This is a genomic window from Halomonas sp. DP5Y7-2 (genome assembly GCF_019802025.1).
GTDB classification, from domain to species: domain Bacteria; phylum Pseudomonadota; class Gammaproteobacteria; order Pseudomonadales; family Halomonadaceae; genus Halomonas; species Halomonas litopenaei_A.
Window position 1 is genome coordinate 121063 of record NZ_JAHVHY010000003.1, and the last position, 15736, is coordinate 136798.

The following is a 15736-nucleotide window of genomic DNA, read 5'->3' on the forward strand; positions in this document are numbered from 1 at the left end:
CCCAAGGAGCCATGATGAACAAGGCCGTGGAAGTTGACATGACCTTCGAGGATGACCCGAGCGAGACCATCCGCCTGATCGCGGTGATCGACGAACACGGCGACCTGACCTCCGAGCAGGTCTACGGCTACGCTCGCGACCACGCAGAAGAAGCGCTGGTCACCTACCCCTTCGTGCTGGATCGCCAGAGCGACGACCACTACCAGATCCAGTGGGGCTACGGTGACTGTACCCAGAGTGCCCTGAACTTTTCGTCCCCGGCAGTGCTGCTGGGACAGCGCGTGCTGAGAACCGACATCTATCGCCACGACAGCGCCCAGTTTGCCTACGAAATAGTGGGTATCCGGGACCTCGTCCGCTAGCCAGTGAAACGCTGCTCCAGATAGCGCCACGCGTTAAGGGTCAACCAGATCACCACGGGGACCAGCGGCATCAGCAGCACTCCCCAGTCTCGGTGGTGGATCAGCCAGGCCAGCGGCGTCAGCAGCGTCACTGCCAGTGCCAGGCCGGCTGCCAACGCCAACCGCTGGCGTAGTGCATTCCCTCTGCGGTGGTTCCTGTCGTGGCGGCTGGCATCGCTGCGAACGTCCCTCATTGCGCCACCAGCTGGCGATAGATGCCCGGCAGCGCAAGCGCCAGATGTTCCGGCCGCGGCACGATAGCGTAGCCCGAACGGCCGAAGATACGGCTCAGGTAGCGGCTCGCCTCGCGATCGATGGTCACCGCGAACACCCGCACCCCGTCGCGCACGGCCTCGCGCACGGCATGGCGGGTGTCCTCGATGGCGTATCGTCCCTCGTAATAGTCGGTATCGTTCGGCTTGCCGTCGGTCAGCACCAGCACCAGGCGGTGTCGACGAGGATGGTCCACCAGCCCCTTCGTCAGATGGCGGATTGCCGGTCCCATACGGGTATAGTGCCTCGGCGTCAGCGCCGAAATGCGGCGTTCGACAGGCTCTCCCATGGGCTCATCAAAGCCCTTGAGCTGGCGCACCCAGACCCTGTGGCGGCGCTGGGAAGTAAAGCTATGAATACTGACATCGTCGCCACAGTCGGCGATGCCATGTCCCAGCACCATCAGTGCTTCCTGGGCCACGTCGATCACCCGACGGCTATCGAGCCAGGCATCGGTGGAGAGCGATACGTCGATCAGGATCGACACCGCCAGATCCCGTCCCTGGGGCCTGGAATCGACGAACAGCCGATCGCTGGCCTGGCTCCCTGCCGCCAGGTCACAGCAACACCGCACCAGTGCGTCAAGGTCCAGCTCGTCGCCCTCCGCCTGGCCTCTTAGCCACTCACGCCGCGGCCTGAGCGCCTCGAACTGTCGGCGCACCTTGCGCACCCGTCGAGACGCCTGCTGATCCCCTTGCCAGGGCTCGGCCTCGTCGGTGGCGGGCTCGACGATCACCCGGCAGCGGTCCGCTAGCAGGCACCCCTTGCGGTAGTTCCACTCGGGGTACAGCACCTCATCAGGCTGGCTCGTTACCAGCGCCTTGTCGGCAACGGCGTGGGGCGCCAGCTCAAGCGACATGTTCAAGCGTGAAGCAGCGCGCCGCTGGTGGCGACTCAAGGTGATCTCGTCGAGCTGGTCGGCGGCTTCCCGCGCGGCCTCTTCGTCCTCATCCTCCAGCTGACGGTTGACGTTGACCATCTCCGCCCAGGACAGCATCTTCTCCGAGGCATTCAGCATCAGCGGATCGTCCCTCTCCGCCTGGTCCTGATAATGTCGCTCGGCCTTGCGCTTGGCACCTTCCACCTCGACCGCCTTGGGCAAGGCTGACGCATCGTCGCGGTCCTCGTCGTCATCACTCGCCCCCGACAGGGTCATGGGGCTCAGTGCCTCGCCCCACAACGGCAGTGGCAGGTAGTGACGATAGCCCTTGGGTGCCCGCACCTCAGGGCATGTCCTTGCAGCGCCATGCTGGAGCCAGTCCCACCAGGGCGACGCCTCACCAGCGTCATCCCCCAGCAGGCGGCGAACCAGCGCCTCCACGGCGGCCTCTGCCGGTGGCAATCCACGGCGCTGAGGACGCGCCTTGAGCAGCGCCCGACAGAGTCGCGCGTGGCGGGCGACGAACCCCGGATAGCGCGCCAGGGTCGCCTCGGTACAGCGCCGGGCCTCAGCCAGCGACGCCAGATCACGAACCAGAGGGTCCCTCGCGGCAGCGATGGGACGGGCCTCAGCCAGAAACATCACCAACCAGCGATACAGGTCCAGGTTCAGGGCACATTCGGGCAGCAGCGCCAGGCGCGGCGGCAGCAGCAGGTGTTCGCTATCTCGCCGCGCCACCTCCAGCGCTTCTTCATCGAAACCCAGCCGCTGTCGCCACGACAGCCGGTGGCGAGAGGCACGCTTGCCGATGGCCTCGATGGTCAGGCCCGGGTCTCCCCCGCTGGCGCGAAACAGCACCCCCAGCGGGCGAGACAGCTCATCGAGGTGAACCGCCGCCTCGGCATACTCCGGGTAGCTCGCCGCACGGGATGCCCAGCGGTGCCAGCGACGACCCACGAACTCCTCGACCTCAAGAAACTCCAGCATGACGGCGGCTACCCGAACGTGGCGGTGACGACATCCTCGATACCCTTCAGCACATCTGGATCGTCACTGAGAGGTTCCAGCAGCGCCGCCCGGGCGGCGTCCAGCACCGGCATGCCAGCCTGGATCAAGCTGGCGCAGTAGATCAACAGGCGTGTCGAGACGCCCTCCTCCAGGTCCTGGCCCTTCATCGTCCTGAGCCGGGCGGCCAGGCTGACCAGCGCCTCGCAGCGCTGACGGGGCAGGCCGCTCTCCCGGGCCACGATATCGACTTCGACCGGTGCCGCAGGAAAGTCCAGCGAGATGGCCACGAAGCGCTGGCGCGTGCTGGGCTTGAGGGTCTTGAGAATATGCTGGTAGCCCGGGTTGTAGGACACCACCAGCATGAAATCATCCGGGGCCAAAAGCTGCTCGCCGGTGCGCTCCAGCGGCAGCAGGCGCCGGTCATCGGTCAGCGGATGCAGCACCACGGTCACGTCCTTGCGTGCTTCCACCACCTCATCCAGATAACAGATCCCACCGCCGCGAACCGCCCGGGTCAGGGGGCCATCGGACCACTCGGTTTCCCCACCCTTGAGCAGATAGCGCCCGGTCAGATCTGACGCCGTCAGGTCATCATGACAGGCCACCGTATGCAGCGGCAGGCCAAGCCGCGCTGCCATGTGACGCACGAAACGCGTCTTGCCGCAGCCCGTGGGCCCCTTGAGCATCAGCGGCAGCCGCTGGCGATAGGCATGCTCGAACAGCGCGACTTCGTTACCCTGAGGTTGGTAGAACGGTACGCTGTCAGCGGCCAGGCTGCGCGGCTGTGGTGCGAGTAGTGGTGAGAGTAGTGGTGAGAGTGAAGCGTGAGTCATCAAGGGGGTCCTCCAGACATTCGAGGCCGCCCTAAGACGGCCTCGATGCGGGTCAGGCAGCAGACAGTGTCGAGCCCGCCGCAGTGCCACGGCGAATCGGCCCAAACAAGGCATAGAGCAGTAGCGCCGCGCCCACCACCACAGCGATACCGGTGCCCAGGCGCATGGCGTAGAACAGGCCGAGCTGGTCCTGCACCTCCATGTAGTTCATTCCCAGCACCCGCTGCAGATGGGTCTGCACCGCACCGGCAAAGGTCAGGGTGAAGGTCATGAAGCACATGGCCGACGTCAGGATCCAGAAGCCCCACATATTGAGCACCTGGTTGAAGGGCTGAGTCCGGCGCAGCTGCGGCATGGCATAGCTGATCACCCCGAGGATCAGCATCACGTAGGCGCCATAGAAGGCCAGATGGCCATGGGCTGCCGTCACCTGAGTGCCGTGGGAGTAGTAGTTGATGAAGGACAGGGTATGCATGAAGCCCCACACCCCGGCGCCGAAGAAGGCCACCGTCGGGCACCCCATGGTCCACAGCATGGCCGCCTTGTTGGGGTGATTGCGCGAGCCCTTCCAGAACATCACAAAGGAGAACACCACCATGGCGAAGAACGGAATCACCTCAAGGGTCGAGAAGATGCTGCCGATGGGCTGCCAGTAGCTGGGGGTGCCGATCCAGTAGTAGTGGTGTCCGGTGCCAAGCAGCCCCGAGAACAGCGACAGACCGACGATGACGTACAGCCACTTCTCGATCACCTCGCGGTCCACCCCGGACATCTTGATCAGCAGATATCCCAGCAGCGACGCCATGATCAGCTCCCACACGCCTTCCACCCAGAGATGCACCACCCACCACCAGTAGACCTTGTCCACCGACAGGTTGCCCGGGTTGTAGAATGCGAACAGCCAGAACACCGCGGCCAGCCACAGGCCGAGCATCAACACCAGGTTGATGGTGGTCTTGCGGCCCTTGAGCAAGGTCATGCTGGTGTTATAGAGAAAGATCAGGAAGGACACCGTGATCAGCACCTTGACGAAGAACGGCTGCTCGAGAAATTCACGCCCCTCATGGATCCCCAGCTGGTAGCACGCCAGGGCGGCGACGCCCGCGACCACGAAGATGCCCAGCTGAAGATAGGCCAGCATCGGACTGTGGATCTCCCGTTCAGCCTCTTCCGGCATCAGGTAGTAGGTACAGCCCATAAAGCCGATCAACAGCCACACAATCAGCAGGTTGGTGTGGCTAACCCGGATCACGTTAAACGGCATGACCTGGGCCAGAAAATCAGGAAACACATAGACCACTGCGGCCATGATGCCAAACACGACCTGCAGGGCAAACAGCCCCATGGCGACCAGAAAGAAGGCGTAGGCCACCTTCTGCGTTTCATATTTCATGTTGCATATCCCTCCAGGATTATCCCTCTCTCGACCCCATGTCGTGACTGCCGACCACTGGCTGGCGTAGCCAGAGGCTGCTACCCGGACTCATGGGGTGGCCAGTTCTGGTCATCGATGGCATCGGTCCATTGAAGGAAGTCGATCAACGACGTCATTTCTTCGTCGCTAAGGTCAAAGTGCGGCATCTTTCGACGACCGGGGATCGCTAGCGGCTGTGCGCGCATCCAGGCGGCCAGGCCTGCTCTAGCAGCCTCTGGGTTGTCACGTCCCTTGTAGCGTGTCCATACATTGGAAAGCTCTGGTGCGAAATAGGCCCCCTCACCCATGATGCTGTGGCAGTTGATACACATGTTTTTCTCCCAGACATGCTTGCCTGCCCTTACCGAATCGGTGAGAGGGAGGGCACTGGTAGACTCCTTCACGATGTACCAGTGACTATGCGCCGTCAGAGCTACAAAGATCAGGAAGAAAAACAGTGATCCACCATAGAAGATGTTGCGTGCTGCAGATTTTGTCAGACCCTCGGTCATGACGACGCCTCCTCATTGTTTTGCCCCATGGCGCCGAAAAGACAGACCTCCATGGCGCCGATATTCATTGTATGAAGAGGAGAGACTTTATACCTGACAAAAACACTCGGAATATGACGTGCATCACCCATTTTATTGATTGATTCGCCCTATCAACCACTTAATGGAGTGACGTTATTCACCCTTTTTTGGCAAAGAGATTTGCCCACTTCATGGAGACAATTCCGTCACCATAAACACTGAAAGAAAAGCATTGATACAGCTCAAAGACGAGCCGTCATCGGATCATGAAAATGACGAAAACCAGGAGAGCATGCTGTGGCGATGAGCCGCCCCCAGCATGTAGAGAAACACCACAAGAGCCAGTGAGGCAGCGACGCTGCGCGCCCAGTCAGGCAAGGAGGGACGCATGGCCAGCATTCCAAGCCCGATATAGGCCAGCAAGGCCGTCAGCTTGGCGGCAAGCCAGGGTGTCTGGTGAGGCCACTGGGATGTCGACACCATCAGCGCTACCCCTGCCGCCAGCAACAGGCTGTCCAGAACATGAGGGAGCTTTCTCATCGTGGGGGAGCCAACCGCTGGACCGGCCTGCATGGCGCGACACCAGCGCCAGGCGAAGAACAGCACGCTGAACACGGCCAGCGTCACATGCAGCGATTTCATGAACAGATAGAGGCTTGCCGACATGCTGCTAGCCCATCTGGCCGTCGAGGCGAGGTGCGCTCAGTATCGGCAGGTAGTGCAGAAGGAACAGTCCGTAGCCGGCGCACCAGCACACAATACTGGCGCTGTAGACCCAGTGGGTTACCGAAGGCCATAGCGCCAACAGCAGCGAGCGTGACAGTCCGGCGATGATCAGCAGCCCCAGGGCCACGCCGACCCCCGGCAGGCAGCGCATCGGACGGCCGGTATGTCCCAGCGACACGCGACACATCATCGACAGCATCATGGTCCCCATGGCGCCCACCGTGATGGCGTGAATGCCCAGCTCCACGCGGCCGACACCGAACAGCCCGAACGCCCACAGCAGCAGTCCTAATGGGACAAAGGCATAGCTCAGGTGCAGACTCCACAACAGCGGCTCCCGTGCGGTGGCCACCCCTTGCCAGCGGATCAGACGCAGCGGGTGAAGCACTGCCGCCAACAACAGAATACTGGCCAGCAGGGCATCAGGCAGCTCAATGCCAAACGTCAGGGCCAGCTGCAGCAGCACCGCCACGGCCAGACTGCCCAGTGCCGCACCTTCCAGCCATCCCAGCGACGGTCGTCGCTTGAGTCCCATGCGGTTGGCGGTGAACATCGGGATGACCCTCCCCCCCAGCACGGCCATGATCAACGTGACCAGCATGACCGCCAGGTAGGAGGACTGACATACCAGCTCCGGGTCTCCCCGAGCAACCCCCAGGTGACTGCCCAGATTGGCCCCGGCCAGAATCGCCAGCACCGGGATAAAGACCAGATTACGCCAGCGCCTGGCACGAATGACCATCACCGCCATCACTGCACAGACCAGCGCAAGAAAGCCGACGTCCAGCGCCACTACCAGGGGCTCGGGCAAGCCGGGAAACGCCAGCCCTAGCCTCGCCGCCAGCCACAGCGCTACAAGCCCGAGCAGTGGACCACCGTGCAGGCCACGCAGTCCCGTCCAGGTCTGCACCGCGGTCAACAGAAAACCCGAGACCACCGCGGCCACCACGCCAAACAGCATTTCGTGCTGGTGCCACCACAGCATGCCCGCCCGGGGCGACAGCAGGAACACGCCGTGCCAGTAGCCCAGCCACAGCAGCAGCGACAGCAGGCTGAATGCCGCCGCCAGCAAGAAGAAGGGACGAAAGGCAAGGCGTGCCAGCGGCAGGCGATCGGCAATGGAGGACATGACAAGTACCCGAGTAAAGCCGTTGGTCTTGTCCAGTCTGGCCCGCTTTGGCTATCGCCACCATGATGCACATCAAAGGCACTGCTGATGCCAGGCCGACCGTCCCCCTGCTGGCCGCCTCCAGGTAGCAGCCTCGCTAGTGCCTCCTGGCGCCCCTCAGGCCTTCAGCCCCAGCCGCTTGGCCAGCCGGTGCAGGTTGCCCGGGTCCATGCCTAGCCGACGCGCCGTTCCGGCCCAGCTCTGCTCCATGGCCAGAGCCTGGCTGATGCAATCGCGCTGGAACTCGTCCGTCGCCTCCCTGAGCGGCAATAGGTCATGTGCCGTCCCACGTTGAGCACTCACCTGCTCATCGAGGTGGGCGGCTGAGCGCGTCAGAGGAGGTGTCTTCAGTCCAAGGTGGACGGTATCGATACGCAGGCTTCTGCGTCGTGCATCCGGTGACGCCAGCCGGTCGACCTCGGCCATCGCCAGCAGCGACGCCCTGGCCAGCAGGGACTCCAGCTCACGCACGTTGCCCGGCCAGTGCCATGCGAGCAGTGCTGCCCGCGCCTGGTCGCTAAGACGCAGATTGCCGACGCCAAGTCGCACCCGGTTTTGCTCGAGAAAATGTCCGGCCAGCAACATCACGTCATCCAGGCGCTGGCGCAGCGGCGGGACCTCAAGGGGAAAGGCGCTGAGCCGATGATAGAGGTCTTCACGAAAGCGTCCCTGGGTCACCTCCTGGGCCAGATCCCGGTTGGTCACCGCCACCACCCTGACGTCGACATGGCGCAGCTGATCGCTGCCCAGGGGCTGAATCTCCCCTTCCTGCAGCACCCGCAGCAGCTTCGGCTGCAGCTCCAGTGGCAGTTCTCCCACTTCATCCAGCACGAGGGTGCCACCGTCGGCCATCTGGAAGTGGCCTTTGTGGTCGCTCACCGCCCCGGAGAAGGCGCCGCGCCGGTGGCCGAACAGGGTACTTTCGATCAGTGATGCCGGTAACGCCGCACAGTTCACTACCACCAGGGGCCCCCCGGCGCGGCGCGAACCATGATGCAGGGCGTGGGCGATGCGCTCCTTGCCGACACCGGTTTCCCCGTGCACCAGCACGCTCATGTCGGTGGCTGCCACCAGTTCGACCGACGCCATCAGCTTGCGCATGGTAGCGCTGCGCCAGCCCACCAGGCGCTGGTTGCGATGGCTCTCAGGAGCATGGTTCAGGGCCAGCTGCAAACGCGCACTGTCCAGTCGCTGCGACAGACGCAGGCAGGTGCCCAGTAGCTCGGCAGCGGCCAGCAGACCCTCGTCATCCAAGTCAGAGAGGGCGCCCGGTGTCAGCGCGTCCAGGGTCAGCATGCCGATCAGCTCGCCACCATCGCGCAGCGGGACACCCAGGCAGTCATGCACCGGGGTCAGGCCGTCATCCAGCAGGCCATCATAGGGATCGGGTAACCCACAGTCGGCAGCGAAGCGACAGACCCCGGGCGCCTTGGCGATAGCGTCCAGGCGAGGATGGTCCTGGAGCACAAAGGTTCTGCCCGCGACCCCTTCAGGCAGGCCCTGAATCGCCACGGGTCGAAGCCCTGGCCCGTGTACGACCAGCAAGGCACTGGCGTCCGCCGACGTTCTCGCCACCAGCGAGCGCAGCACGCCCTGCCAGGCCTCGGCGAGCTCAGGCCCCTGTTGGTCTCCCAGCCGCTGCAACAGTCCGCGCAGCTGTTGAAGAAAATCGACCACCCGCATTGTCCTTTTGACATGACCAGTGTCAAAAAGATAGCAATAACCCTGTCGATATGACACTAGGCAACATTCACTCGCCCCTCGATCGCGCTCGTCCTGCCCGCCCCAGCCTGCCCTAGCCCGCCCCAGCCCGCATCCTCGCTGGCGATCCTGCCAGGGCCGCGGCAAGTTGGCGCACCCATGACGCCTGGGCACGGCCCTTGCTCCTGAGACATCAGGCAGAGGGAGCCTGACGCGCCACCAGGTTGTTGATCTTAAAACGCGCAGCGCTCTTGATCTTAAAACGCGCAGCGCTTCAGCACGGGCGCGAACGGCCACCCTCCGACCCGCTGCGACAGCCTGGCTGACCACCTCGCCAGGACTGCGACTAGTCCGCAGCGAGCCATGCCTCCGATACGACAGCGCCAAGACGCCAAGATGAAGGATGCACGGCACCTTCGTCACCACCTTTCCCTGACAGGACCTACCATGACCACAGCTGCCCAAGACGCCATCATCGATGCTACCGCCCCGCTGGTCGCCGAGCATCTGGACGCCATTACTGCCCGCTTCTACCCGCTGATGTTCGAGCGTTACCCAGAGGTCCAGGCGGTGTTCAACCAGGCCCATCAGGCCGACGGCGGCCAGCCCAAGGCCCTGGCACGGGGAGTGCTCGCCTACGTGGGGCTGCGCCAGCAGCCCGAGGCGGTACGCCAGCAGATGCAATCCGTCATCAGCAAGCATGTCTCGCTGGGCATCCAGCCCGAGCAGTACCCCATCGTTGGTGAGTGCCTGATGGCCGCCATCGGCGACGTCCTGGGCGATGCCGTCACCGCCGAGATCGCTGACGCCTGGGGAGCCCTGTATGGCGACCTGGCCGAGCTGCTGATCGCGGCAGAGGCCGAGCGCTATCAGGCCTTCGCTGGCCGCCCCGGTGGCTGGCAGGGCCTGCGCGAGTTTCGCATTGCCCATATCCAGCGCGAGTGTGAGGTCATTCGCTCCTTCATCCTGGCACCTTGCGATGGTCAGCCGGTCGCCGATGCGCTGCCGGGTCAGTACATCGGACTGCAACTGCGCATCGACGGCGAGACCGTCCACCGCCATTACAGCCTGTCCGGCAGCCCCAACGGCTGCGATTACCGCATCTCGGTCAAGCAGGAGCCAGGCGGACGGGTCAGCAACTATTTGCACCAGCAGATGCAGGTTGGCGACACCCTGGCGCTGTTGCCTCCCGCCGGAGAGTTGACGCTGGACAATAGTGATAGGCCGGTGATGCTGATCAGCGGTGGCGTGGGCCAGACGCCGATGCTGCCGCTGGCACGCCAGGCGCTCAGCCAGGGCCGCCGGCTGTGCTATGTCCATGCGGCAAGGGACATCCACCACCACGCCTTTCGCAGCGAAGTGGACGCCCTGGTGAGGGAGTACCCGACGCTGATGACGCGGATCTGTGCCTATGATCATGGAGACGACGGTGATATCACGGGACGCCTTGAACAGGCTCTGCTCGCCCGACTGCTGCCCGGTGCCGATACCCAGTGCTATTTTGTCGGCCCTGGGCCCTTCATGAGTGCCATCGACAGCCACCTGGCCGCCCTGGGTATTGCCCCTGAGCAGCGCCACTACGAGCACTTTGGTCCCTCGCGTCCACTGCACGCAGCCTGATCCCTGTTGATCTTCGTCACCGTCGCTTGAGCACCGTTGCGTTAGCGCCAAAGCGCTATCAACAAAGCTTCCTCTGCGACGCCGTCATCCGTAAAAAAGCCGCGCTCTGGGATCAGAGCGCGGCCTGCTGGCAGATGCAAGATGGCGATGGTGGCTGGACCAGCGCCTCAAGCGTGCTGACGAGCTTCCGGCTTTCTTATCACCATGAAGTAATAGAACACGCCGGTCAGTGCCAGGAAGAACAGACTGTCTGGACTGGTGAGGAAGATCAGCGGATTGCCGTCGGACAGCGACAGTGAGCGCCGACAATATTCCTCCAGGCTCGGCCCCAGCACAAAGCCCAGCAACAGGCAGGCCACCGGGTAGCCCTGGCGCCGCAGCAGGAACGCCAGCACGCCGAATACCAGGGCAAGGCCCATCTGGAACACCGAATAGGTCGCCACATAGCAGCCCACCAAGGCCACCACGGCAATACTGGCGTACAGCACATCGCGCCGGATGGAGACGATGCGCACGAAATACGGCCCCAGCACGTACAGGGTCAGGGGCACCAGCACCAGCGCAGATACCAGCAGGGCCATGAACATCGGTGCCACCAGCGCTAGCTGGCTGTCGAGGAACTGTGGCCCCGGCTGCAGGCCGTTGACCACCAGTACCCCCAGCACAATGGCGGTGGTCGGGTCACCGGGAATACCGAACGACAGCATCGGCACGAAGGCCCCGCTGCACATCGCATTGTTGGCCCCTTCCGCGGCGGCGATACCTTCTACCGAGCCCTTGCCATACTTCTCCGGGTGGCGTGAGCTGCGCATGGACTCTGCGTAAGCCACGAAGGCCGCCATGGAGCCGCCCGCACCGGGCAATACACCGACGCTATAGCCGATCATGGCCGACTTGAGATAGCGATAGAGTCCGATCTCGCGCACCTCTTTCCACGGTGGAATAAAGTCGCGGCGGCGAATGGCGCTGGCCTTGATCGCATCCCGCTCGACGGTACGCTTGGCACGATTCTGCGACTGCACCAACAGCTCGCTGACGGCAAAGGCGCCGATGACCAGCGGCATGATGTCGATGCCCTGCATCAGTACCCCAGTACCAAAGGTGAAGCGGGTAATCGGCTGCATCACGTCGATGCCGACAGTGGCCACCATCACCCCCAGGGTGGTCGCGACCAGCCCCTTGGAGATGGCCCCGCGCTGAGAGATCACGATCACGATCAGCGCAAAGGCAATCAGCGAGAACTTGCCGGGGGTACGAATCAGCAGCGCGGCATCCGTTGCCAGGGGTGCCATGACCATCAGCAGCAGAGCCCCGATGGCGCCACCGATCATCGACGCCAGCGCCGCGTGCCCCAGCGCCTTGGCGCCCTGGCCGCGCTGCTGCAACGGATAGCCCTCGATCGCCGTCATCATCGAGGCCGGGGCGCCGGGAATATTGATGGTCGTCGCGGTGATGCTGCCGCTGCACATCCCGGCCATGAAGATGCCCGCACAGGCCACCAGCGCGGCGGTGATGTCGAGGCTATAGGTCAACGGCAGCAGCAGCGCGATGGCCAGCATCGAGGTCAGCCCCGGCACCGCACCAAAGAAGGTACCGATCAGGTAGCCACCGATCAGATAGGGCAGGATATCCGGCTGCATCAACACCGCGAAGCCCTTGGACAGTTCGATCAGGTAATCCATGCCGTCACCTCCACAGCGTCGGCAGACGCACCTGGAACACCAGCTCGAACAGGGCGTATCCCAGCAGCGCGATGACCACCGCCACCAGCGCCTTGAAGCCCAGGCTGCGAAGCGCAGGACGGCCCGCGCCAAAGATCAGCATCATGACGAAGGCGTAGGCAAAGGTAGAAAGAAAGTAGCCGACGCTGGCAAACAGACCGATATAGAGACCGGTCGCCAGGGTCACCGCCAGGGCGCCCTGCCAGATTGATGCCGGTGCCTGCTCGCCCGCAGTAGCCGCTTGAGTCGCCTCTTGGGTCGCCTCCTGGTCAGACTCGCTCATCGGGACCTCTTCCTCTGCGCTGTCACCGTCAGCGTGGCGGTCGGCACGCACGACGAAGGCCAGCGCCAGCAGCATGACAACGCCCAGAAGCACCGGAAAGAACGACGCGGTCAGGGCACCATTATGCAGTGGTGGCGCAATCTTGAAGGCTTCTACCAGGTAGATCAGGGTCACTGCCAGCAGGCAGGCGACAACACCTCGCCGCCCACCCAGCCAACCTCCCGCCCGTAGCAGCAGTTTCATGGCAACATCCTCACAAGGGTTGCCGCCGGCGCCCGACGGCAACCGAGACTCACTGGCCAATCAGGCCGGCTTCCTTGAGCTCATCCATCCGCGCGAACAGCTCTGCCTGGGTATCTTCTGCCCAGGCCTCGACCTCGTCGGCACCCAGCCAGTTGGGGGTGACCCCTACGTCGACCAGCCAGGTCTGAAATTCTTCACTGTCGTAGGCCTGCTGATAGGCCGCTTCCAGGGCCGTCAGGGCGTCTTCCGGCGTGTTGGCCGGCGCGGCCAGAATGACAAAGCTGCCCATCTGGATGTCGTAGCCCAGCTCGCTGGCAGGGGGCACATCAGGGAAGCTCTCGCTCTGGACGTCGGTGAACTCCACCAGGCCCTTGGCGTTGCCGGCGGAAATCAACGACTCAAAATCGCCTAGGCTGGTCAGCGCAAAGTCCACCTCGCCGTTGAGCAGGGCTTCCTTCTGGGGCGCGGCACCGCCGGGATAGGACACGATCTTGAATGACACGTCGGCCTGGTCCTGCAGTTGCAGCAGGGTCAGGTGGGTACGCGAACCCATGTTCTGAATACCCGCGCGCACCTCTCCGGGGGCCGCCTTGGCAGCGTCGATCAACGCCTCCAGGCTGGTATAGTCCGAGTCTGCGGGCACCACGATGGCATCGGGTTCACTGGTAATACGCGCAATCAGGTCGAGCTTGTCGATATCAAAGCCGGCCAGCATCCCCTGCCAGGGAATCGTCACCACGCTGTCGTAGGTCAGCGCCACCAGGGTATAGCCGTCGGGACGGGCTCCCAGCGTCTGGACCAGACCATTGGCACTCATCCCACCCTCGATGTTCTCGACATAGATGGTGCCATCGAGGGACGCTTCGGCAAGATTGGAGATCTTGCGGACGATGCCATCGGTGCCGCCGCCGGCGCCCCAGGGCACGATCATGCGGATATCACGCTGGGGATAGTCGGCCTGCGCGCTGGCACTGGCGACAACGATCAGGCCTCCCAGGGCCACGCTCATCAACTTGCGCATCTTGTTCACTCCTTGCCATTGTTGTTGGCGATTTGGGTCTGTTGGCATTGTGATTGCTGGCGGTGCGACTGCTGGCGTTACACTGATGGCCCTGCACCGGGGGCCGGTGGAAGCGGATACTGGCCTGCCCTGACAACATTGCCGCTTGGCGACGGCCGACTCATTGACCTCTTCTCAAGGCTCTTTATCTAGGAAGGGCGAGAACGGCCTGCCACAGGTCATCGGGCACGTCGAGCAGGCTGTCGTTGTCTGCGTGGCGCCTATTTCCGGTGGATTGTCCCGGCCAGCGGGGCGGCCGGCCCGCGTCCACCGGCACGGCGTCGGCCAGGTGGCCGGCAAGCCCTTCGACCAGCGCATTGCAGGCCTCGAGTCCAGCCAGCTTGCGCGGGTCGAAGACCAGAAATACCTGGGAGGCGCCGCCACCGCTGCCGCGTCCCAGGGTATCGATATGATGGGTGGGGTTGCCCTGGGACAATAGCGCCGCCATCACGTCCAGCAGCATCGCCAGGCCAGATCCCTTCCAGTAGCCCGCAGGCAGCAGGCGTCGCGACTCAGCGATGGCGCCAGGATCGCGACTGAGCTGTCCCGCCTGGTCGAAGCCACCGTCCACCGGCAAGGACTCGCCGGCCAGGGCCAGGCTGTTCAGCTTGCCGTAGGAGAACTGCGACATGGCCATGTCCAGCACCATGGGGCCCTGCTCTGCAGGCACCGCCATGACCAACGGGTTGTTGCCGATACTCTGGCTGGCGGCCCCCCAGGCGGGCATGCAGGATTCGGTGTTGGTCCACATGATCGCGGCAAATCCCCGCTCGACCGCATGCCAGCCATAGCTGCCGCCGCGCATCCAGTGGGTGGTATTGCGCACGGCGACCAGCCCCATGCCATGCTCGGAGGCCAACTCCATGGCCCGCTCGGTGGCGTCGAGTGCGTGGCGAACGCCAATCCCAAAGTGGCCATCGAAGACTTCCAGGGCACCCAATCGTTGCACCAGGCTCAGCCGAGCAGCCGGATCGACCCACCCCTTGTTCAGGTAATCGACGAAACGCGGAATGCGGCCAATACCGTGGGAGACCACCCCGTCACGAGTACTTTCAGCATGAATGCGCGCGCACAGCTCGGCATCTTCCGGCGCCAGGCCCGCCGCATTCAGCACTGCGGCCAGACGCGAGCGCAGCTCGTCAAAGGTGACCTGAGTCATCGAACCTCTCCTTGAGGGTGGTGCCTCGCCGCTCAGGGCCAGCACCGCCGGCGAAGATTAAGTACTACATCATACAAAGTTGCTGTATGAGCAACATAGACGGGGCCACCGCACAACGAAATGCGACTTTAGTGAAGCAGCGACCAGCAACGACGTCCCTTCGGCAACCCCGCGTCCCGACCGGGCGGCGCTATTACCCCCCTATCGCTACCAGATCGCTACCAGATCGCTACCTTAACTCTGCTTTATCGCTGCTACGAAACACCCTTTCCTACCTTCGCTGCCTCCACCTTCCACCATGGTCGTACTCGCACGAATTAATCATATGTACTACAAATATTGACAAATGAATGCCTCACCCATCGTGCCCCACCAGGAGATCCCATGATCGTCGACCACCGCACCTACACCATGGTCCCCGGCCGCTTGAACGCCTTTCTCGAGCTCTACGAACGCGAGGGTTTGCCCATCCAGCAGCGCCATTTGGGCAATCTGATCGGCTACTTCGTCACCGAGACCGGACCACAGAACCAGGTGGTGCACCTTTGGGGGTATGCCTCCGCGGCGGACCGGGAGCGCCGTCGCACGGCCATGGAACAGGACCCCGAATGGATCGCCTATCGCAAGAAAAGCGCCGAGGCCGGTAACGTCCAGCATCAGACCAACAAGCTGTTGCGCTCCACCCGCTTCTCACCGCTCTGAGCCAGGAGGTT

At 63.3% G+C, this 15736-nt stretch carries 15 protein-coding genes; 3 read left to right on the forward strand and 12 right to left on the reverse strand.

Annotated elements, in window-relative coordinates:
- The first annotated feature begins 14 nt into the window (after positions 1-14).
- Positions 15-362: a hypothetical protein gene (locus KUW18_RS04190; protein ID WP_222162424.1), complete on the forward strand. Its 348-nt coding sequence runs from the start codon at positions 15-17 to the stop codon at positions 360-362.
- Here the strand turns inward: KUW18_RS04190 and KUW18_RS04195 are convergent.
- The 8 genes from KUW18_RS04195 to norR form a co-directional block, all read right to left on the reverse strand.
- Positions 359-595, reverse strand: a complete 237-nt coding sequence (locus tag KUW18_RS04195) for a hypothetical protein (protein WP_222560864.1) — start codon at positions 593-595, stop codon at positions 359-361. The two genes, KUW18_RS04190 and KUW18_RS04195, sit on opposite strands and share 4 nt — an antisense overlap.
- Entirely contained in the window at positions 592-2541 is a 1950-nt protein-coding gene (locus tag KUW18_RS04200; RefSeq protein ID WP_222560865.1) for a nitric oxide reductase activation protein NorD, read from the reverse strand. The genes KUW18_RS04195 and KUW18_RS04200 overlap by 4 nt, the downstream gene beginning before the upstream one ends.
- Before the next feature lie 8 nt (positions 2542-2549).
- Positions 2550-3395 carry a CbbQ/NirQ/NorQ/GpvN family protein gene (locus KUW18_RS04205; protein WP_222560866.1) on the reverse strand — a complete coding sequence of 282 codons (846 nt, stop codon included), beginning with the start codon at positions 3393-3395 and terminating at the stop codon, positions 2550-2552.
- A 52-nt stretch (positions 3396-3447) separates the two neighbouring features.
- Positions 3448-4788 carry a cbb3-type cytochrome c oxidase subunit I gene (locus KUW18_RS04210; protein ID WP_222560867.1) on the reverse strand — a complete coding sequence of 447 codons (1341 nt, stop codon included), beginning with the start codon at positions 4786-4788 and terminating at the stop codon, positions 3448-3450.
- Between the two features lie 80 nt (positions 4789-4868).
- Positions 4869-5321: a c-type cytochrome gene (locus KUW18_RS04215; RefSeq protein ID WP_222560868.1), complete on the reverse strand. Its 453-nt coding sequence runs from the start codon at positions 5319-5321 to the stop codon at positions 4869-4871.
- 285 nt (positions 5322-5606) lie between these two features.
- The gene (locus tag KUW18_RS04220; RefSeq protein WP_206943766.1) at positions 5607-6008 is read right to left on the reverse strand and encodes a SirB2 family protein; all 402 of its coding nucleotides are present in this window, start codon (positions 6006-6008) and stop codon (positions 5607-5609) included.
- A gap of 4 nt (positions 6009-6012) precedes the next feature.
- The gene (locus KUW18_RS04225; RefSeq protein ID WP_222560869.1) at positions 6013-7197 is read right to left on the reverse strand and encodes an NnrS family protein; all 1185 of its coding nucleotides are present in this window, start codon (positions 7195-7197) and stop codon (positions 6013-6015) included.
- Positions 7198-7353: 156 nt separating this feature from the next.
- Positions 7354-8919 (reverse strand): nitric oxide reductase transcriptional regulator NorR, encoded by a 1566-nt coding sequence (norR, locus tag KUW18_RS04230; RefSeq protein WP_222560870.1) that lies wholly within the window; start codon positions 8917-8919, stop codon positions 7354-7356.
- A gap of 465 nt (positions 8920-9384) precedes the next feature.
- Here norR and hmpA point away from each other — a divergent pair, with 465 nt between their 5' ends.
- Positions 9385-10557 (forward strand): NO-inducible flavohemoprotein, encoded by a 1173-nt coding sequence (gene hmpA / locus KUW18_RS04235; RefSeq protein ID WP_222560871.1) that lies wholly within the window; start codon positions 9385-9387, stop codon positions 10555-10557.
- A 167-nt stretch (positions 10558-10724) separates the two neighbouring features.
- Here the strand turns inward: hmpA and KUW18_RS04240 are convergent, their stop codons facing one another.
- The 4 genes from KUW18_RS04240 to yiaK form a co-directional block, all read right to left on the reverse strand.
- The gene (locus KUW18_RS04240) at positions 10725-12239 is read right to left on the reverse strand and encodes a tripartite tricarboxylate transporter permease (protein WP_206943756.1); all 1515 of its coding nucleotides are present in this window, start codon (positions 12237-12239) and stop codon (positions 10725-10727) included.
- Positions 12240-12243: 4 nt separating this feature from the next.
- A complete protein-coding gene (locus tag KUW18_RS04245; RefSeq protein ID WP_222560872.1) occupies positions 12244-12804 on the reverse strand; it encodes a tripartite tricarboxylate transporter TctB family protein in 561 nt (186 codons plus the stop codon).
- A gap of 49 nt (positions 12805-12853) precedes the next feature.
- Complete coding sequence (locus KUW18_RS04250) at positions 12854-13825, reverse strand: Bug family tripartite tricarboxylate transporter substrate binding protein (protein ID WP_222162415.1); 972 nt, start codon at positions 13823-13825, stop codon at positions 12854-12856.
- Positions 13826-14009: 184 nt separating this feature from the next.
- Positions 14010-15023, reverse strand: a complete 1014-nt coding sequence (gene yiaK / locus KUW18_RS04255) for a 3-dehydro-L-gulonate 2-dehydrogenase (protein WP_222560873.1) — start codon at positions 15021-15023, stop codon at positions 14010-14012.
- A 384-nt stretch (positions 15024-15407) separates the two neighbouring features.
- On the opposite strand from yiaK, the gene KUW18_RS04260 reads away from it, so the two are divergent.
- Complete coding sequence (locus tag KUW18_RS04260; RefSeq protein ID WP_206943748.1) at positions 15408-15725, forward strand: NIPSNAP family protein; 318 nt, start codon at positions 15408-15410, stop codon at positions 15723-15725.
- Positions 15726-15736 lie beyond the last annotated feature (11 nt).